This is a genomic window from Actinomadura xylanilytica, from assembly GCF_030283145.1.
Taxonomy (GTDB): Bacteria; Actinomycetota; Actinomycetes; order Streptosporangiales; family Streptosporangiaceae; genus Spirillospora; species Spirillospora xylanilytica.
Genome location: NZ_JASNWE010000001.1, coordinates 288,292 through 312,315 on the forward strand (window position 1 = coordinate 288,292; position 24,024 = coordinate 312,315).

At 72.5% G+C, this 24,024-nt stretch carries 21 protein-coding genes; 15 read left to right on the plus strand and 6 right to left on the minus strand.

Annotated elements, in window-relative coordinates:
• Positions 1-76: 76 nt before the first annotated feature.
• From QP090_RS01370 to QP090_RS01380, 3 genes are all read left to right on the plus strand, one after another.
• Complete coding sequence (locus tag QP090_RS01370) at positions 77-1,276, plus strand: sensor histidine kinase (protein ID WP_285936573.1); 1,200 nt, start codon at positions 77-79, stop codon at positions 1,274-1,276.
• Positions 1,273-1,944, plus strand: coding sequence for a response regulator (locus tag QP090_RS01375; protein ID WP_285936574.1), 672 nt, complete (start codon positions 1,273-1,275; stop codon positions 1,942-1,944). Before QP090_RS01370 ends, QP090_RS01375 begins: the two co-directional genes overlap by 4 nt.
• 139 nt (positions 1,945-2,083) lie before the next feature.
• Positions 2,084-2,479: a DUF2255 family protein gene (locus QP090_RS01380; protein ID WP_285936575.1), complete on the plus strand. Its 396-nt coding sequence runs from the start codon at positions 2,084-2,086 to the stop codon at positions 2,477-2,479.
• 56 nt (positions 2,480-2,535) lie between these two features.
• On the opposite strand, the gene QP090_RS01385 is transcribed toward QP090_RS01380, so the two are convergent.
• Complete coding sequence (locus tag QP090_RS01385; protein WP_285936577.1) at positions 2,536-3,312, minus strand: class I SAM-dependent methyltransferase; 777 nt, start codon at positions 3,310-3,312, stop codon at positions 2,536-2,538.
• Between the two features lie 101 nt (positions 3,313-3,413).
• Between QP090_RS01385 and QP090_RS01390 the strand changes: the two genes are divergently transcribed.
• From QP090_RS01390 to QP090_RS01415, 6 genes are all read left to right on the plus strand, one after another.
• On the plus strand, positions 3,414-3,653 hold the full coding sequence (locus QP090_RS01390; RefSeq protein ID WP_285936578.1) for a hypothetical protein: 240 nt from the start codon (positions 3,414-3,416) through the stop codon (positions 3,651-3,653).
• Between the two features lie 18 nt (positions 3,654-3,671).
• Positions 3,672-4,637 carry an RNA ligase family protein gene (locus tag QP090_RS01395; RefSeq protein ID WP_285936579.1) on the plus strand — a complete coding sequence of 322 codons (966 nt, stop codon included), beginning with the start codon at positions 3,672-3,674 and terminating at the stop codon, positions 4,635-4,637.
• A gap of 42 nt (positions 4,638-4,679) precedes the next feature.
• Positions 4,680-5,573, plus strand: a complete 894-nt coding sequence (locus tag QP090_RS01400; protein WP_285936580.1) for a phosphotransferase family protein — start codon at positions 4,680-4,682, stop codon at positions 5,571-5,573.
• A 304-nt stretch (positions 5,574-5,877) separates the two neighbouring features.
• The gene (locus tag QP090_RS01405; protein WP_285936581.1) at positions 5,878-7,158 is read left to right on the plus strand and encodes an ArsB/NhaD family transporter; all 1,281 of its coding nucleotides are present in this window, start codon (positions 5,878-5,880) and stop codon (positions 7,156-7,158) included.
• Positions 7,159-7,919: 761 nt separating this feature from the next.
• A complete protein-coding gene (locus QP090_RS01410) occupies positions 7,920-8,870 on the plus strand; it encodes an acyl-ACP desaturase (protein WP_285936583.1) in 951 nt (316 codons plus the stop codon).
• 99 nt (positions 8,871-8,969) lie between these two features.
• Entirely contained in the window at positions 8,970-9,821 is an 852-nt protein-coding gene (locus tag QP090_RS01415) for a DUF72 domain-containing protein (protein WP_285936584.1), read from the plus strand.
• Positions 9,822-9,953: 132 nt separating this feature from the next.
• On the opposite strand, the gene QP090_RS01420 is transcribed toward QP090_RS01415, so the two are convergent.
• A complete protein-coding gene (locus tag QP090_RS01420; protein ID WP_285936585.1) occupies positions 9,954-10,385 on the minus strand; it encodes a cold-shock protein in 432 nt (143 codons plus the stop codon).
• On the opposite strand from QP090_RS01420, the gene QP090_RS01425 reads away from it, so the two are divergent.
• Positions 10,296-10,502, plus strand: coding sequence for a hypothetical protein (locus QP090_RS01425; protein WP_285938634.1), 207 nt, complete (start codon positions 10,296-10,298; stop codon positions 10,500-10,502). The genes QP090_RS01420 and QP090_RS01425 overlap by 90 nt on opposite strands.
• Before the next feature lie 142 nt (positions 10,503-10,644).
• Here the strand turns inward: QP090_RS01425 and QP090_RS01430 are convergent, their stop codons facing one another.
• Positions 10,645-13,716 (minus strand): ATP-binding protein, encoded by a 3,072-nt coding sequence (locus QP090_RS01430; RefSeq protein ID WP_285936586.1) that lies wholly within the window; start codon positions 13,714-13,716, stop codon positions 10,645-10,647.
• A gap of 317 nt (positions 13,717-14,033) precedes the next feature.
• Here QP090_RS01430 and QP090_RS01435 point away from each other — a divergent pair, with 317 nt between their 5' ends.
• The 3 genes from QP090_RS01435 to QP090_RS01445 all read left to right on the plus strand — a co-directional run bounded on the left by QP090_RS01435 (position 14,034) and on the right by QP090_RS01445 (position 17,076).
• Positions 14,034-15,233, plus strand: coding sequence for a cytochrome P450 (locus QP090_RS01435; RefSeq protein ID WP_285936587.1), 1,200 nt, complete (start codon positions 14,034-14,036; stop codon positions 15,231-15,233).
• Positions 15,230-16,063 (plus strand): SAM-dependent methyltransferase, encoded by an 834-nt coding sequence (locus QP090_RS01440; protein ID WP_285936589.1) that lies wholly within the window; start codon positions 15,230-15,232, stop codon positions 16,061-16,063. Before QP090_RS01435 ends, QP090_RS01440 begins: the two co-directional genes overlap by 4 nt.
• 131 nt (positions 16,064-16,194) lie before the next feature.
• A complete protein-coding gene (locus QP090_RS01445; protein ID WP_285936590.1) occupies positions 16,195-17,076 on the plus strand; it encodes a GNAT family N-acetyltransferase in 882 nt (293 codons plus the stop codon).
• 13 nt (positions 17,077-17,089) lie between these two features.
• Here the strand turns inward: QP090_RS01445 and glpK (QP090_RS01450) are convergent, their stop codons facing one another.
• Together glpK (QP090_RS01450) and QP090_RS01455 are read right to left on the minus strand one after the other, a co-directional pair.
• The gene (glpK, locus tag QP090_RS01450) at positions 17,090-18,607 is read right to left on the minus strand and encodes a glycerol kinase GlpK (RefSeq protein WP_285936591.1); all 1,518 of its coding nucleotides are present in this window, start codon (positions 18,605-18,607) and stop codon (positions 17,090-17,092) included.
• A gap of 30 nt (positions 18,608-18,637) precedes the next feature.
• Entirely contained in the window at positions 18,638-19,477 is an 840-nt protein-coding gene (locus tag QP090_RS01455) for an MIP/aquaporin family protein (protein ID WP_285936592.1), read from the minus strand.
• A gap of 283 nt (positions 19,478-19,760) precedes the next feature.
• Between QP090_RS01455 and QP090_RS01460 the strand changes: the two genes are divergently transcribed.
• Positions 19,761-20,513, plus strand: coding sequence for an IclR family transcriptional regulator (locus QP090_RS01460; RefSeq protein WP_285936593.1), 753 nt, complete (start codon positions 19,761-19,763; stop codon positions 20,511-20,513).
• A gap of 32 nt (positions 20,514-20,545) precedes the next feature.
• The gene (gene glpK / locus QP090_RS01465) at positions 20,546-22,081 is read left to right on the plus strand and encodes a glycerol kinase GlpK (RefSeq protein WP_285936594.1); all 1,536 of its coding nucleotides are present in this window, start codon (positions 20,546-20,548) and stop codon (positions 22,079-22,081) included.
• Positions 22,082-22,250: 169 nt separating this feature from the next.
• Here glpK (QP090_RS01465) and QP090_RS01470 read toward each other — a convergent pair whose 3' ends face one another.
• Entirely contained in the window at positions 22,251-24,002 is a 1,752-nt protein-coding gene (locus QP090_RS01470; RefSeq protein WP_285936595.1) for a glycerol-3-phosphate dehydrogenase/oxidase, read from the minus strand.
• Between the last annotated feature and the right edge of the window lie 22 nt (positions 24,003-24,024).

Here is a 24,024-nt window from a genome sequence, read left to right on the forward strand (position 1 = left end):
GCGTCCGCCGTCGGCCCCAGGGATGATCCACAGTGGTCTGATGCGGCTGGTGACCTGTGCGGTTAGCGTGTGGCCCGTGGATGAACCCGGCTTTGAGACCTGGCGGCTGCGCCGTGCGCACCTGCGTGCCGTCGACGGTGCGGGGGCGGTCGCGCTGGCCCTGCTGGACGTGGTGGTCGCCGGGAACATGCTCAAGGACCGTCCGGGGTCGACGCCGGCGCTCGCGGCGTCCTGCGCGACCGCGCTGGTCCTCGCGGTGATCGTGGCGGCGCGCAGGTCCGGGCCGGGACGCGCGCTGCAAAGCGCGGTGGTCGTCTCGGTCGTCGCGGCGGCGGCCGGTGTCGTGTGGGATCCGTTCCTGGCGCTCGCGCTGACGCTGTACCTGGTCACGGTGGTGCGGCCCGCGCACCGCTCGGCCCGTGCGCTGGGGGTGTGCCTGGCCGCCGCGACGGCGGCCATCTGGATCGGGCAGATCGTGCATCCTCGGTTCGGTCCGCTGCCGGCGGCCGGGTGGACGGCGGCCGCCTGGGGGTCGCTGGCGGGCTCCTGGGTGATCGGCCGTCAGGTACGGGGCCGCAGGTGCGACGCTGCGCGGCTTGCCGCGCAGCGGGCCCATCAGATCGTCGTCGACGAGCGGCTGCGGATCGCCCGCGAGCTGCACGACGTGGTCACGCACGGGATGGGGCTGATCGCGGTCAAGGCCGGGGTCGCCAACCATGTCGCCGCCGTCCGGCCCGACGAGGCGCGGGAGGCGCTGCGCGTGATCGAGGCCACCAGCCGCGGGGCGCTCACCGAGATGCGCCGCCTGCTGGACGTTCTGCGCCGGGACACCGGCCATGACGGCGATCTGACCCCGCCGGGCCTGGCCGGGCTCGCCGAGCTGGCCGGGCTCGCGTCGGCGTCCGGTGTCCGGGTCGAGCTCGCGGTCACCGGCGATCACGATCTTCCCGAGGGGCTCCAGCTCGCCACCTACCGCATCGTGCAGGAGGCTCTCACCAACGTGGTCAAGCACGCCGCCCCCACTCGATGCCGCGCCACGGTGCGGGTGACCTCGGACCAGGTGGGCATCGAGGTGGCCGACGACGGCCCGCACCACGCGCCCGCGCCCGCACCCGCGCCGGTGGACTCCGGTGGGCACGGGCTCGTCGGGATGCGGGAGCGCGTCGCCATGTACGGCGGACGGTTCACGGCCGGGCCGCGCCCCGAGGGCGGGTTCGCCGTGGCGGCCGTCCTGCCGTACGGCCCCGTCCGGCCCCCCGGGAAGGACGGCCTGTGACCGGGCCGGTGCGGGTGCTGGTCGCGGACGACCAGGCCCTGCTGCGCGGCAGCTTCCGCGCGCTCATCGAGACCGCCCCCGGCCTCACCGCCGTCGGCGAGGCCGCCACCGGCGCCGAGACCGTCGAGCTCGCCCGGACCCTGCGGCCCGATGTCGTCCTCATGGACGTGCGCATGCCCCGCATGGACGGGATCGAGGCCACCCGCCAGATCAGCCGGACTCCGGAAACGGCGGACGTGCGGGTCCTCATCCTCACCATGTTCGACCTGGACGCCTACGTCTTCTCCGCCCTGCACGCCGGTGCCGCCGGCTTCCTGCTCAAGGACACGCCGCCCGCCGACCTCCTCGCCGCCGTCCACACCATCGCGGCCGGGGAGTCCCTGCTGGCCCCCACCGTGACCCGCCGCCTCATCGCCGAGTTCACCCGCCACCCGCGCCCCGGGCGGCCGGTGCCGCGCCGCCTCGAACACGTCACTGAGCGGGAGCGCCAGGTCCTCACGCTGATCGCGCGCGGCCTGTCCAACACCGAGATCGCCGAGCACCTGCACCTCAGCCTCGCCACCGTGAAGACCTACGTGGGCCGGCTGCTCGGCAAACTCCAGGCCCGCGACCGCGCCCAGCTAGTCATCGTCGCCTACGAGACCGGCCTGATCACCGCCGCCCGCTGATCACCGCCGAGCCGGCCTCGAGGCCCGCTTGGCGAAAACGGGCGCGGAGGATGGCCGCCATTGACCGAGTATCGGCCGCCTTCGGGTACCCCCTGACGCAATGCACACCACGACGACGACAGGTGAGGGAGACGTGCCGATGACAGCGCCGACGACGGACTGGACGAGCGACGAGCTCGCCAGGATCGAGAACACCGACGAACTGGAGATCGCGCCGATGCTGGACGACGGCTCGCTGCGGCACCCGACGACGATCTGGGTCGTCCGTGCGGGCGACGACCTGTACGTCCGGTCCGCGAACGGGACGGACGGCGCCTGGTACCGCGGCGCCCAGGAGCGCCACGAGGGCCGTATCGAGGCGGGCGGCGTCGGCAAGGAGGTCACCTTCGTCAACGCCGACGGCGACGCCGATCTCAACGACCGGCTCGACGCGGAGTACCGCGCCAAGTACCGGGGGTACGACCCGCGCTATGTCGATCCGATGACCACTCCCGAAACACGCGCGGCGACGCTCCGGCTCGTGCCGCTCTCCTAGCTGGTGCCGCGTCACGCAACGTTCGCCCGGGCGGCTTGTCGGTGAGGGCAGGCGCGCTATGCACGGGTGGCCTCGAAGGTCCACACGTCGTCTGCCGCTGTTGGTGCGGTACCTGCTCGATAGCCGCCGTGGACGCTGACATTCGCGAAGCCCGCCTGGTGCAGCATGGCTGTGAACTCGGCCAGCCCGAACCACAGGAGGGAGAAGATCTGAAGCTCGGTGCGTGTCAGGGTGCCGTCCCTCCAGGCTTCGTAGCGAAGCCAGCGGGTGGTGCGCTGGGCCACCGGGTCCACGTGCGTGCGCCAGGTGGTGAGGGTGACGAGATCGGTGCCACTCCACTGGTGGGGGACCGGTCCGTTGTCGGGGGCTGTGCCCGCGGACGGCGGTTCGATGTCGACGATCAGCCGGCCTGCTGGAGCCAGGTTCTCGTGTATGGCGGTGAGCGCGGTCTGCGCGCTTTCACGGTCGGGAAGCAGGGCGAAGGACCCGGTGGGGATCACGATCGCTTCGAAGGCGCCGGGGTCGTGGTGCGTGGTCATGTCACCCTCGAAGACATCGGCCTTCACACCTCGCTGGGCACAGTTGACGCGGCACTGTTCCAGCATGGAGACCGACGTGTCGTAGCCGCGCACGGTCAGGCCCTGTTCGAGCAGGGGGATCAGGATTCGGCCGGTGCCCACGGCGGGTTCCAGGATGGGGCCGGACACGTTCCGCAGGCGGTCGGCGTAGAACTCGACGTCTCCGAACGAGGTGCCGATCGGCTTGTCGAGTTCGTAAAACAGGGTTGCCAGCGGTCCGTAGCGCCAGGCGGTGTCGTCGAAGCCGGTGTCCATGTGTTCCTTCGGTGACGCTTCAGGCAGACAAGAGTGCTCTGTTCAGTATCTTGTGGGCCTACTGCTGTAGCGCCGTCCGGGAAACCAGCGAGTATGCGGGCATGGCCGCACCGTGGAAGACCTCCCGTGATCCGGACTGCACGGCCAAGAAGGCCCGCGTCGAACACCTCTACGCGATCGCCGATGGTGAGGTCATACCCGAGGACGGTAAGCCCAACGCCGTCTTCTGCATGGATGAGTTCGGCCCGCTCAATCTGATGCCTCACCCGCCCACGAACCGCGTCGACGCCGGGGCCCCTGCCCCGGGTTGGGGTTCCGCACCCCACGACAAGATCATGTGATCCGGGTACCGTGATCGCGTGCGCTTCCGCCCCTTCCCCAAACTCGGTGAACACCCGCCCGCGCACGCGCCGGGCGGGACCTACAGGGCGCTGGAGAAGATCCACGGCGCGCAGTTGGTGCTCGGCCTGCCGGCCGGGGGCGACCGCCGCGGCCTGCGCGTCGGGAAGCGGAAAGCGTGGCTGGGGGACGACGAGCCGTTCTTCGGCTGGCAGTTGCTCCGCGTCGAACTGGCCGAGGCCGCGCACGAGATGCGGCGGCAGGTCGGCCCGGAGTCGCTCGGCGGGAGGGATCTGGTCGCCTACTGCGAGCTGTTCGGCGGCGGCTACCCGCACCCGGACGTGCCCGCCCGGCGGGTGCACGCCCCCGTGCAGACCGGGGTCTGGTACTCCCCCGGCGCGCACGTCGCCGCCTTCGCGATCCTGCTCGCCGAGCCCGGAGCGGCGGACGGTGAGCTGCTGGCCCCGTCGGAGACGGCCGGGATCGCCGCGCGCTCGGGGCTCCTGAGCCCGCCGGTCGTCGGCACCGGCACGCGGGCCGCGATGTCGGCGCTGCCGGTACGGCGTCCGACGGCGGTCCCGGCGGCGCTCGGCCTGCCGCCGGTCGAGGGCAACATCGCCGAGGGCCACGTCCTGTGGCCGGACAGGCGCAGCACTTTGTCCTCGCTCGCCGCCTCCAAGTACAAGATCCCGGAGATGGCCGAGAGCCGGTTCGACGAGTCGGCGCCGCACGATCCCGGCCGGGTCATGGCGGCGCCGGACCTGCTCGGGCTGGTGCCGTCGCTGGTGAACCCCGCCAGGATCGCCAGCGCCGCCTCCAAGACCGGCCGTCATGATCGTGCGGCCCTGCTGGAGGAGGTGGTGCTGGACGTCCTCGCCGACCTGGAGTCCGCGCTGCCCGCCACGATCAAGGCGCTGCGCCCCGAGGAGCTCGACGCGCTGATCCGCCGCATCGACGCCCAGGCCCTCACCGTCGACCAGGGCTGAAATCGACTTGGCCGAAGTGGTGGCCCCGGGGAGACTGGCGCGGTGATCTCTTCATCAGTGCAGGTCGGTGACGTCGGCTTCTGGGGTCCGCACGTCGCCGGGATCCTGGAACGGCACGGCCTGCCGGACGCCGCGCCGGTGGCGGGCTTCAACCCGACCTATCCGACGTTCCTCTGCGGGGACGTCGTGGTGAAGCTGTTCGGCGGCTCGCCGAACTGGCGTGAGGCGCACAGCGCCGAGCGAGCGGCGCTGGACCGGCTCTCCACCGAGCCGGAGATCCTCACGCCCGGCCTGCTGGGCTGGGGGAGCCTGTCCGGCGAGTCGTGGCCCTACCTGATCAGCGGGCTGGTCCCGGGCGTCGCCTGGCATCACGCCGGGCTCTCCGCGCCGGAGCGGCTCTCGGCCGCCGCCGAGCTCGGCGGGCAGGTCCGGCGCGTGCACGCGCTGCCCCCGCCGGACGGCCTGCCGCGCCCGGACCTGCGCGGCCTCGATCTGACGGCGGCCCTGGTGCGAAGCTCGCTCCCGCCGCACCTCGTCGCACAGGCGGACGACTTCGTCGAAGGGATCGGGATCGGCGTTCCCGTCTTCGTCCACGCCGACCTGGTCGCCGCCCATGCGTTCGTGCGGGACGGCCGGCTGACCGGCGTCATCGACTGGGGCGACGCGGTGGCGGCCGACCCCTATCTGGAACTGGCCCAGATCCACCGCGACACCTTCGACTGCGACAAGGCGCTGCTGCGGGCCTTCCTGGACGCCTACAACTGGCCGGACGACGCCGGCTTCCCCCGCCGTGCGCTGGCGTTCGCCCTCTTCCGGCAGGCCCACGGGCTGACCCAGCACCACTCGATCGACGTCTTCGTGCCCGTCGCGGCCCGCTTCCCGCTCCAGGACATCGCCACGCTCGACGACCTGGCGACCGAGCTCTTCGGCGTCTGAGCCCCTCGGGTCGCGCGTTCCGTCGAGGCGCGGCCGTCGGCGGGGACCGCGCAGCCGGTGTCCCCACGCCCCGGGATGCCGTTAGAGTCGTGGACTGGTGAGCCGGGAAGTCTGGTCGGCGTGTCCCTACCCGACCGACTCCGAAAGACGGCGACACGCCGATGGCGAGCCCCCTCACCGCCCTCGCGGCCCCCCCTTTCCCTGCCGTGCCGTTCGCCGGCGGCATGCGCGCGGGCCGGGCCGGCGTGCGCGGGACGGGTCCGGCCGGCGGCGCCCCGCCCGTCCCCTCCGACCGGGAGACTCCTTGACCGCCGCGTCCGCTGTCGCCATCTTCGTCGTCGCCTACATCCTCATCGCGTCCGAGCGGATACCGCGGACCGCCGTCGCGCTGGGCGGCGCCGCGCTGATGATGCTGCTGCACATCACCGACGCGCGGAAGGCGTTCTTCTCCGAGGAGACCGGCGTCGACTGGAACGTCGTCTTCCTGCTGCTCGGCATGATGGTGATCGTCTCGGTGCTGCGGCAGACCGGGGTCTTCGAGTACGCGGCGATCTGGGCCGCCAAGCGCGCCCGCGGCAGGCCCTACCGGCTGATGGTCATGCTGGTGGCCATCACCGCGCTGGCGTCGGCGCTGCTGGACAACGTCACCACCGTGCTGCTGATCGCCCCGGTCACGTTCCTGGTCTGCGAACGCCTGAACCTCAAGGTCGTGCCGTTCCTGATCGCCGAGGTGATGGCGTCCAACATCGGCGGCACCGCCACCCTGGTCGGCGACCCGCCCAACATCATCATCGCCGGCCGGGGCGGCCTGACGTTCAACGACTTCCTGGTCCACCTCGCGCCGCTGATCGTGCTGCTGATGGTGGTGTTCTGCGCGCTGTGCCGGTGGCTGTTCCGCTCGGCGTTCGACTACGATCCGCGCCGCGTCGCCGAGGTGATGGCGCTCGACGAGCGCGCGGCCATCACCGACCGGCGGCTGCTGTGGCAGGGCCTCGGCGTGCTCGGCGTCGTGGTGGCCGCGTTCGTGCTGCACCCGGTGCTGCACTACGAGCCCTCCGTCGTGGCGCTGCTCGGCGCCGGGCTGCTGGTCGCCGCCACCAAGGTCACCACCGAGGACGCGCTGCGCGAGGTCGAGTGGCCCACCCTGGTGTTCTTCGCCGGGCTGTTCGTCATGGTCGGCGGCCTGGTCGAGACCGGCGTCATCGGCGGCATCTCGCGGGCCGCCGCGGACGCCACCGAGGGCAGGCCCGGCTTCGCCGCCATGCTGCTGCTCGGCGCGTCCGCCGGGCTGTCGGCGATCGTGGACAACATCCCCTACGTCGCCACGATGAGCCCCATCGTCGCCGACCTGGTCCACCAGCAGGGCGCGGGCGGCGGCCACGTCCTGTGGTGGGCCCTGGCGCTCGGCGCCGACCTCGGCGGCAACGCCACCGCCGTCGGCGCCAGCGCGAACGTCGTCGTCCTCGGCATCGCCGCCCGCAACGGCCACCCCATCAGCTTCTGGCACTTCACCAAGTACGGCCTCGTCGTCACCGTGGTCACCGTCGCCCTGTGCGTCCCCTACCTGTGGCTGCGCTACCTGTGAGCCCGGACGGCGACTGGGCACCTCGTCTCAGGGCCTTTCCCTCGATCACGAGAAATGCTCACCCTAAGTAGATTATTGATTGCTGTGCGTAATTTTGGGTAAGTGTGCGGCAGAGCTCTCACGGTGGGAGCCGACGCATCTCACACGATCGGGAACCCTCGCCATGAACGTGACATGGACGTCCGCCCTCGCTTCCGGCGCCCTCCTGGCCTGCGGCGCGGTCCTGGCCGCCGCCCCCGCCCAGGCGGCCCCACTCCGCCCGGACATCTCCGCCGGCACCTGCCATGAGGGATCGGTCCTCTATTTCCAAGTGGGGTCGAAGGGATATCGCGAGTTCAAGTGCATCAACGGCAGGACGCAGGCGACCGGCCGGTACCTTCCGACTTCCAGTGTCGGCACCGGGCTGCCTTGCAGTCCTGAAGGCGCAGGGGCGATCAAGCCCGCTCCGGGGATCAGTTTCAGGGCCTGGGTGTGCGAGCAGGGCACGTGGGCGCCCAAGTCGTGACCCCGAGGACCGCCCACCCTCCCCGCGACCGGTCCGCGCGGACCGGTCACCGGTTCGGATTCGCCTGCGGGGTTGTCAGTCGAATGACAAAGCGCGGGGCCCGAGACGAACAATAACGACAAGAGCGGCGCGAACGGCATTACTACGATGAGCGCCCGAGGGTACGTTGCCCGCGCAACCTCCGGAGTGGACGGCCGCATCCGCGATCGTCCGCTCACCGTGCCCCCGCCTCGTCGTCCAGAATGAAGGGTCGGGCATGTCGATCGCGCCTGTTTCCAAGTCCGAGCTGGAGCTGTTCCTGGAGCTCGAGCCGACGGTCGAGAGGGAAGTGAACCGGCACGTCTCGATGGCCGAGGAATGGTTCCCGCACCAGTACGTCCCGTACAGCGAGGGCCGTACCTACTCGGGCGTCATCGACGGCGAGGACTGGGAGCCCGGCGACTCGAAGGTGTCGCCGGAGTCCCGGGAGGCGCTGCTGGTCAACCTGCTGACCGAGGACAACCTGCCGGGGTACCACTTCGCGCTGCGGAGCGTGTTCGGGCAGGACGGCGCGTACGGCTACTGGACCAACCGGTGGACCGCCGAGGAGAACAAGCACGGCATCGTGATCCGCGACTACCTGACGGTGACGCGGGCCATCGACCCCGTCGCGCTGGAGCGCGCCCGGATGAAGCACCTCCAGGTCGGCTACGCGATGCCGCACGGCCAGGACATGCTGCGCGGCGCCACCTACGTCGCCTTCCAGGAGCTGGCGACCCGGGTCTCGCACCGCAACACCGGCAAGGCGTCCGGCGATCCGCTGTGCGAGCGGATGATGGCGCGGGTCGCCAAGGACGAGAACCTGCACATGATCTTCTACCGCAACTTCATCGGCGCCGCGTTCGAGGTGGACCCGAGCCGGGCCGTCCGCGCCGTCGCCGACGTGGTGACCACGTTCGAGATGCCGGGCAACACCATCGACGGGTTCATGCGCAAGTCCGTCGCGATCGCCAACGCCGGCATCTACGACCTGCGGCTGCACCACGACGAGGTGCTCCAGCCCATCCTGCGCACGTGGGGCGTCTTCGAGCTCACCGGCCTGGACGCCGAGGCCGAGCAGGCGCGCGAGAGGCTCGCCGCGTTCCTGGACGGCCTCGGCCGGGCCGCGGCCAAGTTCGAGGAGCGCCGCGCCGAACGCCTCGCCCGCAAGGCCGCCCGGCAGGGCTGACCAGCAGGGCTGACCGGGCCGGTCGCGGGACGGCCGGTCCGGGTGGCGGTGCCGCGGCCGTTTCGTGAGGTCCGGGCATCCTTCGGTAGCGTCGCGGTCATGCGGCTTCATGTGGGATGCGCGATGTGGACGCACGCGCCATGGCAGGGGCGCTACCTGCCCCATCCGCTCCCTCCCCGGGAGCGCCTGCGGTCCTATGCGACCTGGTGCAACGCGGTCGAGGGGAACACGACCTTCTACGCGACGCCGGCCAGGAGCGCGGTGGAGTCGTGGGCGGCGCAGACCGCGTCCGACTTCCGGTTCGTGGTCAAGCTGCCCAAGACGATCACGCATGAGCGGCGCCTGGGAGACGTCGGGGAGGAGCTCGGGGCGTTCCTGGCGGCGATCGAGCCGCTCGGGCCGCGGGCCGGCGCGCTCTGGGTGCAGCTCCCCGGCTCGTTCGGGCCGGGCGACCTCGGGGTGCTGGCGGGCTTCCTCCGGCGGCTCCCCCGGTCGTACCGGTACGCCGTCGAGGTCCGCCATCGGGCGTTCTTCGACGACGCCCGGTCGGAGCGGCTCCTCGAGCGGGTGCTCGGCGGCGCGGGCGCCGAGTGGGTCCCGTTCGACACCACCACCCTCTTCCAGAGCCCTCCGACCACCGACGCCGAGCGGGACGCGTGGACGAAGAAGCCGCGGGTGCCGCGCCGGTCGCTCGCGCTCACCGACCGGCCGATCGTCCGCTATCTCGGCCGGGACGACACCGCGCGCACGGTCGAGGGGTGGCGGCACTGGGCCGGCACGGTCGCCGAATGGCTGCGCGAGGGCCGTTCACCGACCGTTTTCATCCATACCCCCGACAATGCCGAGGCGCTGGCGCTCGCCCGCCGCTTTCACGGCGACGTGCGGGCACTGGTGCCCGGGATCGACCCGCTGCCGGAGCCGGAGCCGACCGAGCCGCCGACGCTCTTCTGACCTCGCGCCGGGCGGCCTGCCATTCAGCGGGCCATTCACGGCGGCTGGAAATGCGCCGACCACCGAACGGCCCGGACGGAGCAGGCGCGGGCGGAACAGCCGGGCTGGAACGGCCACGGGTGGAACGGTAGGTCAGCCTTCGACCCAGCCGTGCTTCTTGGCGACGGCGAGGATCTCCGTGCGGAGCCGGACGATCTGGGCGGCGGTCAGCTCGGGACCCGCCTCGAGCATGAGTTCGGTGAACTCCTGCCTGAACTCGGAGGCGGAGAGCACGTCGCACATGCCGTCGTCGAGCGGCGGGACACCGAGGACGACGTCCTTGTCGACCTCACGCGCGGCGGCCGGCTCGCCCGCCGGCTCCTTGTTCGACACGTGCACGGCGAACGCCTTCAGCCCGCGGCTGCTCTCGGTCACCTCGAACTCGACCGGGGTTCCCGGGGCGAACAAGGATTTATCGTCACAGAGTTCATTGGCGTGAACGAATACATCGTCGCCATCACCTTCCTGCACGATGAACCCATAACCGCGGACATCATCGAACCGGAGAATTCTTCCCAACCGCATACCAAAGAACCTCTCATGCCACACAACCACTCCAGAATGATCCGCTATCGTATACAAGGAACTGACGCCTCGGCAAGCCGGCCCGAAAAGCCGGAGCCTTCCGTTCAATCCCGGTGATCTCGGCATCCTGGCGGGCTCTTTCCCCTACCTCCATACCGGACCACTCGCAGCTCTCGACCGGCGGAACGGCGTCCACGCCCTATTTCTGCGGCCCGGCGGCGAGCATCCACATCGGTGCGCGCCGTCCTGCGGGGCCGGGTCAGCCTCCCAGCTCGCGCAGGGCGTCCCGGGCGCGCCGCTCATCCTCGGGGCGGTCGAGTTCGCCGAACGCGTCGGCGCACCACTCGAGCTGCGTACGGGCGTCCTGGACGCGGCCGAGCGCGCGGTAGCTGCCGGCGAGGCGCATGCGGCAGGCGGCTTCGGCGGCGACGGCCTCCTGCGAGGTGAAGAGCGTCGCGGCGCGGTGCAGGCGTTCGGCGGCCCGCTCGTGCTCCCCGAGCCCTTGGTGGGCGCAGCCCCACTGCTCGTGGAAGTAGGCGGTGCCGAGGGTGTGCCCGATGCTCTCGGTCAGCCGCAGGCCCTCCTCGCACAGCGGCGGTAGCCGGTCGTAGCGGCCCGCCGCCAGTAGCGCGCGCACCAGGGAGTAGAGCGCGACCCCCTGGTAGGCCGGTTCCTCCAGGGTGCGGGCGGTGGCGAAGGCGTCCTCGCCCGCCTCGACGGCCTCGGCGTGCCGGCCCGCCTGGCTGAGGACCAGGCCGAGGACGCGGAGGCTGCCGAACGCCACATGCGCGTCGCCCGTCTCGCGGGCGATCTCCAGGGCGGCGGCGGCGTCGCGTTCGGCGGTGTCGAGCCGGCCAAGGACCTGGGCGCTGTAGGCGCGCAGGCTGAGGGCACGGGCCAGGTTGCGGCGACTCTGCACCGAGTCGGACGGACCGGAGCGAAGCGAGGACCGCCCGACGACCCGACGGGGGTCTGGGGGTCGCCCCCCAGGAGAGCCCAAGTCGGACGGACCGGAGCGAAGCGAGGACCGCCCGACGACCCGACGGGAGTCGGGGGGGCGCCCCCCAGATGAGCCCGAGTCGGACGGGGACCAGTCGGTGATGCACTCGTCGATCATCGGTAGCGCGGTGGCGGGGCGGCCGCGGTCGGCGGCGATGACCTGGGCGGCCCGGAGCCGGGCGTAGGCGGCGGCGTCGGTGTCGCCCTCGCGGGCGGCGGACGCCATGACCGCGCGCCAGAGGTGCTCGGCCTCCCGGTGGTGGTGCTGGAGGTGCAGGTGCGAGGCCATCCGCGTGACCAGGCCGGTGGCCAGGCGGAACCGGCCGGCGGCGCACGCGGTCTCGACGATGGTGCGGAGGTTGGCCAGCTCGCTGTCGAGCCACGCGGCCGGGTCGGGCGCGATGAGCCGCGCTACCAGGTCGTCGACGATCACCGAGCGGGGCTCCAGCCGCTCGGGCGCGGGGAAGTACGGGTCGCGCGGGATGAGGGCGTCGGCGGCGTCGACGAGTTCGAGCCATCCGGCCGTCAGCCGCTCCAGCGCGGGCTCGGCCTGCGCGTCCTCGGCGAGCCGCTCGCCCGCGTAGTCGCGCAGCAGGTCGTGCAGCCGGTAGCGGGGCTGCCCGGTCCGGTCGACGCCGGCGGCGACGAGCAGGCTGCGGTCGACGAGGCCGTCGACGATGTCGGCGGCGGGCCGCTCGGCGAGAAGGATCTCGACGACCCAGGGCGCGACGTCGTGCGGCCCGGCCAGCGCCAGCATCCGGAAGGTGCGGCGGGACCGCGCGTCCAGGGCCCGGTAGCTGGCCTCGATGTGGGCCCGCACCGCGGTCGTCCCGGCGACCAGGTGGTCGAGCCGGCGGCCCTCCTCCAGCAGCAGCCCGGCCATGTGCGCCAGCGGCCAGGCGGGACGGGCGGCCAGCCGCGCCCCCACCATCCGCAGCGCCAGCGGGAACCCGTCGCACGCGGCGACCACCTGGCCGGCCGCGGCCCGGTCGGCCTCGACCCGGGACCGGCCGATGATCCGGCCGAGCATGCGCAGGCCCTCGGCGGGCGGGAGCCGTTCCAGGTCGGTCAGGTGGGCGCCGTCCACACTGGGGGACCGGATCCGGCTGGTGATGATGATCGTGCAGCCCGGGGTGCCGGGCAGCAGGGGCCGCACCTGGTCGGGCGAGGCCGCGTCGTCGGCGACGACGAGGATCCTCCTGCCCGCCAGCCGCGAGCGGTACAGCGCGGCGCGCTCGTCGAGGCTGTCGGGGATGTCTGCGGGGGCGACGCCGATGGCACGCAGGACCTCGTTGAGGACGGCGGCGGGATCGCGCGGCGACGAGGACGCCCCGGCGAGCTGCACGTAGAACTGGCCGTCGGGATAGGAGCCGGCGACGGCGTGCGCGACGTGCAGGGCGAGCGTCGTCTTGCCCAGGCCGGGCGCGCCGCTGATGTGCGCGATCGGCGGGGCGGCGGCGCCGGGACGGGCCAGCAGGTCCCGGAGCCGCGCGCCCTCTGTGCCGCGTCCGGTGAAGTCGCGGAGGTCGGGCGGGAGCTGCTGGGCCAGCGGCGGCGCGGCGGCCCGCACCGCCGTTTCCGCCGCGGAATGCGGCGGCGGCCCGGGCCGTTCGGCCAATTCGGCGTCGTCGACTTTGACGCGGTGCCACATCCGCTGCAAATCCGGCCCGGGTTCGGTCCCGGTCTCCTGGACGAGAATGTCGCGCGCGTCGTCGTAGGTCTTCAGCGCCTCGGCCTTGTTCCCCGAGCGGTACAGGCTCAGCATGAGCCGCGTCCACAGATGCTCGTTGAGGGGTTCGTCGGTCAGCCACGAACGGATCTCGGAGACCAGGCCGCGGGCGCCGCCGAGGCCGAGCCGGAGGTCGGCGAGCGCCTCGCGCGCGGCCCGGCGTTCGTCCAGCAGGCCCGCGGCGACGCCCGACAGGGCGGGGGTCGCGGGGAGGTCCGCCAGCGGCGGGTCCCCCCACGTCCCGAGTGCGCGCCCGTACATCTCGGCCGCGAGCTCGCGGTCGCCCCGGCCGCCCGCCTCCTGCGCCTGGCGGGCCAGGTCGCGGAAGGTCAGCAGGTCGAGGGCGTCGCCGTCGAGGAGCCGCAGCCGGTAGCCGCCGTGGCCGCGCGGCAGCCGGTCGTGGGTGAGGATCCGGCGCACCCCGCTGACGCATGTCTTGACCGCGCCGGTGCCGTCGGGGGCCGCCTCGGGGTGCCAGAGCAGCTCCTTGATCCGCTCGGTGCCGAGCGGGCCGTCCATCTTGAGCGCCAGAACGCAGATCGCCGCGCGGATCAGCGGTTGCGAGACCGTGATGGGCGTCCCTTCGTCGGTGTGCGTTTCCAATCGCCCGAGAACCCGTAACTCCACTGCTCTCCCCCTTGAGCCGCCCGTGCTCTGATCATTCCGAAATCGCGCGGGAGGGGAAGAGGATCGGGAAGCGCGCGAGACCGGATGTGGCCATTGGTCAGGGAGAGTCAAGACGCACTTTGCCCACTACCTGCATGATCATCGCCGGGGCGGCGCGGGCGGGGCGCCGGGCGGGTGCCGCCGGTGCGCCGCGCGGGCCGCGCGCTGACCTTGCGCTCACCTTCGGCCCCTAGCGTCGGCGGCACCACCGGCGTCGCGTCCACCGTGGGCCGGTCCCTTCGTGAGAGGTGAGGATGACCACGACGCTCCCCCCGTCCATGGGCGACTTCGGCCGCACCCGCTTCGAGCTCGACCCGGCGTTCGGGCGGCTGCGGCGTGACGGACCGGTCGCCCGGGTCCGGCTCCCGGACGGGGGGCTCGGCTGGCTGGTGACGGGCTGGGAGGAGGCCCGGCGGGTGCTGGCCGACCCGGCCTTCAGCCGGGAGCTGGCGGTCGGCCGGTCGACCGGGGCGCAGCGCCGCGAGACGTTCATCACCGACATCGACCCGCCCGAGCACACCCGCGTCCGCCGCAAGGCCGTGCGGGCGTTCACGCACCGCCGGGTGCAGCTGCTGCGCCCCCGGGTCGAGGAGATCGTCGACGAGCTGCTCACCGCGATGATCGAGGCGGGGCCGCCGGCCGACCTGGCCGCGGCGTTCTCGCTGCCGCTCCCGGTGACGGTCATCTGCGAGCTGCTCGGCGTCCCGGCGGAGGACCGGATGCGGTTCCAGGGCTGGTCGGACGCGTTCCTGTCGGTCAGCGCGTACACCCCCGAGGAGGTCCGGACCGCGCACGCCGCGCTGGACGCCTATCTGACCGCGCTCATCGAGGAGCGCCGCGCCGCACCCGCGGACGACCTGCTGTCGGCGCTGGTGCACGTCCGCGACGAGGAGGGCGGGCTCACCGAGGACGAGCTGGTCAACCTCGGGGTGGGGCTGCTGATCGCGGGCTACGAGACCACCGCGAGCCAGATCACCAACCTCACCTACACGCTGCTCACGCGCGAGGAGCACTGGCGGCGGCTGCGCGCCGACCCCGGTCTGGTGCCGACCGCGCTGGAGGAGCTGCTCCGCTTCGTCCCGCTCGGCTCCGACACAGGCATGCCGCGGATCGCGGCCCGCGACGTGGAGCTCGGCGGCATGGTGATCGGCGCGGGCGACACCGTCCTGGTCGCCAGGCCCGCGGCCAACCGCGACGAGAAGGTCTTCGACGACCCCGAGGCCCTCGTCCTGGACCGCACCGACAATCCGCACCTGGCGTTCGGGCACGGCATCCACCACTGCCTGGGCGCGCACCTGGCCCGCCTCGAACTCCAGACGGCGATCGGCGCGGTCCTGCGCCGCCTGCCCACCCTGCGGCTGGCGGTGCCGCCGGACGAGTTGCGCTGGAAGACCGGACTGAGCGTCCGCGGGCTGAACGAGCTGCCGGTGACCTGGACCCGCGAGAACGCATGAACGCGTCCGTCCCGGTCCACCGGCCGCCGCCGCTGTGGGCGGGCCGGCGGCGGGCCCTCTTCACCGAGGCCAACGCGGCGCGGATACAGAACTACCTGCTCGGAGGCAAGGACAACTACGCGGTCGACCGCGACCTCGCCGAGCGGATCCTCGCGGTCCAGCCGCACTGGGCCAACGCGGCGCGGGCCGGCCGGGCGTTCACCGACCGGGCCGTGCGGGCGCTGCTCGCCCGGGGCGTCCGCCAGTTCATCGACGTCGGCTGCGGCCTGCCCCTGCTGGAGAGCGCCGAGCACGGGATCGCGACGCGTCACGCCCCGTCCGCGCGCGTCGTGTACGTCGACCACGACCCGATGGTGCTCGCGCACGCGCGGGCGCTGCTGTCCCAGGACGCCGAGGTCGCGGTCATCGACGCCGATCTGCGCAGGAGGGGCGCGCTGCTCGGCGGCGCCTTCGGCTGCGGCCTGCTCGACGAGCGCGAGCCGATCGCGGTGCTGCTCACCTCGGTCCTGCACTTCCTCACCGAGGCCGACCGGCCGCACGACCTCCTCGCCGAGATCCGGGACGTGGTCGCCCCGGGCAGCGCGCTGGTGATCTCGCACGCCACGGCCGACTTCTCCCCCGAGCCGTCGCGCGAGGCGGCCCGGCTGTTCAGCGAGGCGTCCTCCTGCCCGCTGGTCCTGCGCGGCGAGCAGGAGATCGGACGCTACTTCGGCGACTTCGAGCTGGCCGATCCCGGGCTGGTGCCGACCACCCTGTGGCGCCCGAAGGGGCCGGCCAGAGGCGCGCACCAGGCGCTGATGTACGCGGGCGTGGGCATCCGGGCGTCCTGACGGACGGAGCCGGACCCCTTCGCCCCGGGGCGGGAGGACGCGCCGGCGGCGGACCGGACGCGCGGCCCCGGGGTTGCGGGCGCCAGGGCGGGCGATTAGGTTCGCCGGGCCGTCCAGCCTCCGGAGACACCATGTCGCTTCGCATCACCCCGCTGATCGACCCGGAGCGGGCCCTGTCCTGGCACCGACTGGCGTGGCTGGCCTCCGCGTCCGGCGGGGCCCCGGCGGGGGCGGCGTTCCTGCGGCTGTTCACCACGCCCGGCCAGCGGCACCTGGCCGAGCTCCAGCTCGACGTCCATCCGGCCGAACGGCGCGCCGGGGTGGGTTCAGGACTCCTGGAGCGGGCGGTGACGGCCGCCCGCGACGACGGCCGCCGCTGCGTCATCGCGCAGGCGGACCCGGGCTCCCCAGGGCAGGGGTTCCTGGCGGCCCGCGGGTTCCGCGAAGTCCTGACGCTGGTCCACTCCCGGCTGCCGCTGGCCGAGGCCGATCCCGCCGCCCTCACCGCGATCGCCGGCCGCCCGCACGCCGGCTACCGGCTGACCGAGTGGGACGGCACGGTCCCGGACGATCGTGCCGCCGCCTTCGCCGCCTCCCGCTCCGCCATGGACGACATGCCGGTGGGCGACACCGACTACGGCACCGTGGACTGGGACGTCGACCGCGTCCGCGCCGCCGGGGAGGCCATCGCCCGGCGCGGGGACCTGCTGCACACCATCGCCGTCGTCGACGAGTCCGACGGCGCCCTCGCCGGGTTCACCGAGCTGGTCGTCCCCGGGAACGGGACGAGCGACGGCCAGCACTACGGCACGGGCGTCCTCCCGGGGCACCGCGGCCGTGGCCTCGGCCTCTGGATGAAGGCCGCGTCGATCCTGCACGCCCGCCGCAGGCATCCGCGCCTGAGCGGGCTGCTGACCGACACCGCCGAGGAGAACGCACCCATGCTGGCCATCAACGGCGCCCTTGGCTACGTCCTGACGCACACCGTCGTCCAGTACCAGCTCGACCTCTAACCCGGGTCCCGGGTCAGGGGACGTCGACCCAGTCGAGGGTGCGGGTCACCGCCTTCTTCCAGCCGGCGTAACCGGTGGTGCGCTGCTCGTCGTTCCAGGCCGGGGACCAGCGCTTGTCCTCGTTCCAGTTCCGCCGCAGTTCGTCGGTCGACGTCCAGAAACCGACGGCGAGGCCGGCGGCGTAAGCGGCGCCGAGCGCGGTGGTCTCGGCGACCACCGGCTTGGACACCGGAACACCCAGGATGTCGGCCTGCATCTGCATGCACAGCTCGTTGGCCGTGACCCCGCCGTCCACCCGCAGCACATCCAACGCCACCCCCGAATCCTCCCGCATCGCCTCCACGACATCCCGCGACTGGTAACAGATCGCCTCCAACGTCGCACGCGCGACATGCGCATTGGTGTTGAAACGAGACAGCCCGACGATCGCGCCCCGCGCATCCGACCGCCAGTACGGAGCGAACAACCCGGAAAACGCGGGCACGAAGTACACGCCCCCGTTGTCGGCGACCTGCGCCGCCAGTGACTCGCTCTGCGCGGCACCGGAGATGATCCCGAGCTGATCGCGCAGCCACTGCACCGCCGACCCCGTCACCGCGATCGACCCCTCCAACGCATACACCGGCGCCTGATCACCGAACTTGTAGCAGACCGTCGTCAACAGGCCGCTCTTGGAGCGCACCAGCTCCGTACCGGTGTTGAGGAGGAGGAAGTTGCCGGTGCCGTAGGTGTTCTTGGCCTCTCCCGGCGAAAAGCACACCTGCCCCACCGTCGCCGCCTGCTGATCCCCCAAGATCCCGCTCAACGCCACCTCACCCCGCAACGGACCATCGGACCTCGTGACGCCATACAGCTCCGAGGTCGAAGACGGCCTGATCTCCGGGAGCATCCGGCGCGGGATACCGAAGAACGACAGCAACTCGTCGTCCCAGTCCAGGGTCTCCAGATCCATCAGCATCGTGCGGCTGGCATTGGTCGGATCGGTGACGTGCACCCCGCCGTCGGTCCCGCCGGTCAGGTTCCACAACACCCAGGTGTCCATGTTCCCGAACACCGCCTCACCGCTCTCGGCGGCCTCCCGCACCCCCTCGACATTCTCCAGAATCCACTGGATCTTCCCCCCGGAGAAATACGTCGCGGGCGGGAGCCCGGCCTTCCGGCGGATGACGTCGCCGCGGCCGTCGCGGTCGAGTTCAGCCGCGATGCTGTCGGTACGGGTGTCCTGCCACACGATCGCGTTGTAATACGGACGCCCAGTAACCCGATTCCACACCAGAGTGGTCTCACGCTGATTGGTGATCCCGAGCGCCACGAGATCAGAATGGCCCAGATTCGCCTTGTTCAGCGCAGTCTCGATCACCGCGCGGGTCCGCTCCCAGATCTCGGTGGGGTTGTGCTCGACCCACCCCGCCCGCGGCAGGACCTGCTCATGCTCCAACTGATGCCGCGCCACCTCGTTCCCGCCATGATCGAAGATCATGAACCGGGTGCTCGTGGTGCCCTGATCGATCGCGCCGACGAAATCGGCCATGCGTGTCACCTCGTCCTCTCGGGCGTGCGGTCAGGCGGTCTTGAGGTCGGCCGCGGGCTCGGTCCCGGGCTTGGCGGGGACGGCGTCGCCGGGCTCCTCGTCCGGCAGCCAGCGGCCGATGAGCGCCTGGTAGAGCCCGGCGCCGAGCACGCCGCCGACCAGCGGGCCAAGGATCGGCACCCAGAAGTACAGATCGCCGTACTGGTCCCGCCACGCGCCACCGTAACCGGTGAAGAACGAGGCCAGCCGGGGCCCGAAGTCGCGCGCCGGGTTGATCGCGTAGCCCGCGTCGGTGCCCCAGGCCATCCCGATCGCCACCACGGTCAGCCCGATGAACAGCGGCGCCAGGTTCGCCGCGGGCGGGGAGTTGCGCAGGTCGGTGAGGGCCAGGACCAGGAAGAGCAGGATCGCGGTGCCGATCACCTGGTCGCGGAAGGCGCCCCAGGTGTGCACCGGCAGCTCACCATTGCCCGGCAGGGTCGAGAACACGCCCTGCGTCTTCACGGTATGGCCCGGGTCGACCTTGGCCAGCACCTCGGTGTAGTTCCACCGCACCAACAGCGCCGCAACGAACGCCCCCAGCGTCTGCGCCAGCATGAACGGCGCCACCTTGCGCCAGGAGAAGCCCTTGAACACCGCGAGCGCGAGGGTGACCGCCGGGTTGAGGTGCGCCCCGCTGATCCGTCCCGCCACGTAGACGCCGAGGGTGACGCCGAGGCCCCACCCCCAGGCGATGCTGTCGTGGTCGCCGATGTCCCCCGCCGCGACCTGCGCCACGACGCCCACACCGAACAGGATCAGGATCATCGTCCCGGCGAATTCGGCGGCCAGTTCGGCCGCCGGCCCGGGGATCTTCCGTCGCTCCGTCACGCTTCCTCCTCGAGGGGTGGTGTCCGGCGCGCGCGCCGGAGGGCCCGCCGCGAGCCAGACGTGACCCACCTCACGGCTGCCCCGGACGGTAAATCGCCACAGAACGCCGGTCAAGGAACAAGTGCCGACAATGTCGAATGGTGGTTCGTGTGAGCAGAAGGTAGTACCCTCCACCGCTGTGTCCCCCCTCACACTCGGCCGCGCCGGGCCGCGCGGACAGGAGCGTTCGCCGCCCAGAAGCCGACATTGTCGAACCGATGTCGGCGTGGTTACCCTGACCGGCGTGCCTGGACCAGTGCAGTCGATCGAACGGGCCGCCGCCATCCTGCGGCTGCTCGCCCGCGGCTCGGGCCGGCTCGGGGTCGGCGAGATCGCCGGTTCGCTCGGCCTGGCGCGCGGCACCGCGCACGGCATCCTGCGCACGCTCCAGCGGGTCGGCTTCGTCGAGCAGGACGCGGCCACCGGCAAATACCAGCTCGGCGCGGCGCTGCTGCACCTCGGCACCAGCTACCTCGACGTCAACGAGCTGCGCTCCCGGGCGATCAACTGGGCCGACGCGCTCGCCGCGCGCAGCGGCGAGGCGGTCCGGATCGGCACCCCCCTCGACGGCCAGGTCCTGGTCGTCCACCACGTGTTCCGGCCGGACGACACGTTGCAGACCCTCGACGTCGGCACCCTCATGCCGCTGCACGCCACCGCGCTCGGCAAGGTGCTGCTCGCCTACGACGCCGGCGCCGTCGCCGAGCTGATCCCGTTCAGCCGCCGTACGATCACCTCGCCGCGGGCGCTCGCCCGCGCGCTGGCCGAGGTCCGGGAGACCGGATGGGCCGCCGAGGTGGAGGAGTTCACCGTCGGCGAGGCCGGCCTGGCCGCGCCGATCCGCGGCTACGGCGGGCTGGTCGTCGGGGCCATGGGCGTCTCGGGCGCCGTCGAGCGCCTGTGCGACGCGCAGGGCCGGCCCCGTTCACAACTCATGACCTACGTGCGCGACGCCGCGCGCGCGGTCTCCCGCGACCTCGGAGCCTCCCGTTGGTGAGGCCCGCACGACGCCTGCGGAAGTAGGGACCCATGGCAGAGCGCTACGTGATGGCCCTGGACCAGGGCACGACATCGACGCGGTGCATCCTGTTCGACCGGAACGGCCGGCTCGTGTCGGTCACCCAGCGCGAGCACAAGCAGCACTTCCCGAGGCCCGGCTGGGTCGAGCACGACGCCATGGAGATCTGGCGCAACCTGGAGCGGATCGCGCCGGAGTCCATCGCCCAGGCGGGCGCCACCCCGGACCAGGTGGCCGCGCTCGGCATCGCCAACCAGCGCGAGACCACCGTGCTGTGGGACCGCCACACCGGCCGGCCGATCGGCCGCGCCATCGTGTGGCAGGACACCCGCACCGACACGCTCGTCGACGAGCTGTCGCGCGCGCCGCTGGCCGAGACCATCCACGAGCGCTGCGGCATCCCGCTGGCCACCTACTTCTCCGCCCCGCGGATCCGCTGGCTGCTCGACCACACCCCCGGCCTGCGCGAGCGCGCCGAGCGCGGCGACGTGCTGTTCGGGACGATGGAGAGCTGGCTGATCTGGAACCTGACCGGCGGCCCGGCCGGCGGCAGCCATGTCACCGACGTGACCAACGCCAGCCGGACGCTGCTGATGGACCTCACCACGCTCGACTGGGACCAGGGCCTGCTCGACTTCTTCGGTGTGCCGCGCGCGATGCTGCCCGAGATCTGGCCGTCCACCGCGGTGTACGGCGCGGCCACGCACGTGCTGCCCGGTGTCCGCATCGCGGCGGCGCTCGGCGACCAGCAGGCGGCGCTGTTCGGGCAGACCTGCTTCGCCCCCGGCGAGGCCAAGTGCACCTACGGGACGGGCAGCTTTCTGCTCCTCAACACCGGGACCGCGCCGGTCCGCTCGACGCACGGCCTGCTGACCACCGTCGGCTACAAGATCGACAACGAGCCGGCCGTGTACGCCCTGGAGGGCTCGATCGCCATCACCGGTGCGCTGGTCCAGTGGTTCCGGGACGGGCTCGGCATCATCGGCAGCGCCCCCGAGATCGAGACGCTCGCCCGCACCGTCGACGACAACGGCGGCTGCTACATCGTGCCCGCCTTCTCCGGGCTGTTCGCGCCGCACTGGCGCAGCGAGGCGCGCGGCATCATCGTCGGGCTGACCTCCTACATCACCAAGGGGCACCTGGCCCGCGCGGTGCTGGAGGCGACCGGCTGGCAGACCCGCGAGGTGGTGGACGCGATGAACGCCGACTCGGGACTGGCTCTCAAGGCGCTCAAGGTGGACGGCGGGATGACCGCCGACAACCTGCTCATGCAGTTCATCGCCGACGTCCTCAACGTGCCGGTGGTGCGCCCGATGGCCGCCGAGACCGTGTCGCTCGGCGCCGCCTACGCGGCGGGGCTGGCCGTCGGCTACTGGCCCGACCTGGAGGGGCTGCGCCGCAACTGGCACCGGGCGGGCCAGTGGCAACCGGCTATGGACCCCGTGCACCGCGCCAATGAGTACGACAACTGGCGGCGGGCCGTCGAGCGCACCTTCGACTGGATCCGGCCCTCCCGGCAGCACTCCCCGGAGGGCACCGGCGCCTAGGCCGTGTTTCAAAGCCCGGCCCGGCGTCCTCGCCTAGGGCTCGGACACCGACCGTGCTTGGGCGAGCGCGACATCGCTCCGCGATCTGACCGGTGGGGCTCGCCTCCGGCTTCGCCCCACCGGCCAGGCAACGCGCTCGCGCGACGACCGAGGCAATTTGAGACAGGACCTAGGCGATCTTCTCCGGACGTCCCGTCCTGCCCGCGTCCCCGGCGGCCCGGGGATCCTTGCGGGCGCGCAGCCACACGTTCGCGGCGGCGAGGTCGTCGGGCTGCTCCTGCGCCTCGCGCTCGGCCTCGACCAGCCGGACGTAGGTGGCGGCCTCGCGGGCGGTCCGCTCCGCGTCCCAGCCGAGTACCGGGGCCATCAAGGAGGCCGCCACCACGGCGGACTCGGTGCCCCGGTCCCTGGACTCGATCGAGATCCGGGTCCGCCGCGCCAGCACGTCCTCGACGTCGCGCGCGCCCTCGTGGGTCGCGGCGTACACGACCTCCGCCCGCAGGTAGCCGTCGCCGCTCGGCAGCGGCTCGGCGAGGGACGGGTCGGCCGCGATGAGGTCCAGCACCTCGTCCACCAGCGTCCCGTACCGGCGCAGGAGCTGCGCGACGCGGCGGACGGGCAGCCCGGCGGCCAGCGCCAGCGCGGACCGGCGGTTCCACAGCGCCCGGTACCCGTCCGCGCCGACGAGCGGCACGTCCTCGGTCACCGACGCCGGGACCGCCGCGCCGTCCAGGCCGCGGACGGCCTCGTCGACGGCGTCCTCGGCCATCACCCGGTAGGTGGTGTACTTGCCGCCCGCGATGACGACCAGGCCGGGCACCGGCGTCCCCACCAGGTGCTCGCGGGACAGCTTGGCGGTCTGGTCGGACGCGCCGGACAGCAGCGGGCGCAGCCCCGCGTAGACGCCCTCGACGTCGTCCTTGGCGAGCGGCTCGGCCAGCACCCGGTTCGCGTGCTCCAGCAGGTAGTCGATGTCGGCGGCGGTGGCCGCGGGGTGGTCCTTGTCGAGGTCCCAGTCGGTGTCGGTGGTGCCCACGATCCAGTGCCGGCCCCACGGGATGACGAACAGCACGCTCCGCTCGGTGCGCAGGATCAGCCCGCTGGAGGAGTCGATCCGGTCCCGCGGGACGAGCAGGTGAACGCCCTTGGACGCGCGGACGCGCACGCTGCTCGCGTCGGCCAGCGCCTGCGTCTCGTCCGTCCAGACACCGGTCGCGGCGACGACCTGCCGGGCCCGCACCTCGATCTCGGCGCCGGTCTCCTGGTCGGCCACGACCGCGCCGGTGACGCGCTCGCCGTCGCGCAGGTAGCGGACGACCTTGGCCCGGTTGGCGACCAGGGCGCCGTAGGAGGCGGCGGTGCGCACCAGCGACATGGTGTGCCGGGCGTCGTCGACCTGCGCGTCCCAGTACTGGACCGCCCCGACAAGCGCGCCCGGCTTGAGGCCGGGCGCGACCTTCAGCGCGCGCCGCTTGGTGAGGTGGCGGTGGTGGGGCAGGCCGCGCGAGGCGCGCCCGGCGGCGCCCATCGTGTCGTACAGCAGGACGCCCGCGCCCACGTACGGGCGCTCCCAGACGCGGTGGCTGAGCGGGTAGAGGAACGGGACGGGGCGGACCAGGTGCGGCGCGAGCCGCCGGACCATCAGGCCGCGCTCGCGCAGCGCCTCGTGCACAAGGCCGAAGTCGAGCATCTCCAGGTAGCGCAGGCCGCCGTGGATGAGCTTGCTGGCCCGGCTGGACGTGCCCGCCGCCCAGTCCCTGGCCTCGACCAGGCCGACGCTCAGCCCCCGGGTCGCCGCGTCCAGGGCAGCGCCGGCCCCGACCACCCCGCCGCCGACGACCAGCACGTCGACCTCCCCGCCCGCCGCCAGCTCCCGCAGCGCGCGCGACCGCGCGGCGGGTGAGAGTTCTACCGCTTTCACGGACCAGCTCCTCGTGACGGAG

Bases quoted from the DNA above. Each gene is read 5' to 3' on its own strand.
- QP090_RS01420 (WP_285936585.1), bottom strand. From the start codon at position 10,385: ATGCGGTTGGGAAGAATTCTCCGGTTCGATGATGTCCGCGGTTATGGG.
- QP090_RS01415 (WP_285936584.1), top strand. From the start codon at position 8,970: ATGCGGCTTCATGTGGGATGCGCGATGTGGACGCACGCGCCATGGCAG.
- glpK (WP_285936594.1), top strand. From the start codon at position 20,546: ATGGCAGAGCGCTACGTGATGGCCCTGGACCAGGGCACGACATCGACG.
- QP090_RS01410 (WP_285936583.1), top strand. From the start codon at position 7,920: ATGTCGATCGCGCCTGTTTCCAAGTCCGAGCTGGAGCTGTTCCTGGAG.
- QP090_RS01435 (WP_285936587.1), top strand. From the start codon at position 14,034: ATGACCACGACGCTCCCCCCGTCCATGGGCGACTTCGGCCGCACCCGC.
- glpK (WP_285936591.1), bottom strand. From the start codon at position 18,607: ATGGCCGATTTCGTCGGCGCGATCGATCAGGGCACCACGAGCACCCGG.
- QP090_RS01390 (WP_285936578.1), top strand. From the start codon at position 3,414: ATGGCCGCACCGTGGAAGACCTCCCGTGATCCGGACTGCACGGCCAAG.
- QP090_RS01440 (WP_285936589.1), top strand. From the start codon at position 15,230: ATGAACGCGTCCGTCCCGGTCCACCGGCCGCCGCCGCTGTGGGCGGGC.
- QP090_RS01445 (WP_285936590.1), top strand. From the start codon at position 16,195: ATGTCGCTTCGCATCACCCCGCTGATCGACCCGGAGCGGGCCCTGTCC.
- QP090_RS01385 (WP_285936577.1), bottom strand. From the start codon at position 3,312: ATGGACACCGGCTTCGACGACACCGCCTGGCGCTACGGACCGCTGGCA.
- QP090_RS01380 (WP_285936575.1), top strand. From the start codon at position 2,084: ATGACAGCGCCGACGACGGACTGGACGAGCGACGAGCTCGCCAGGATC.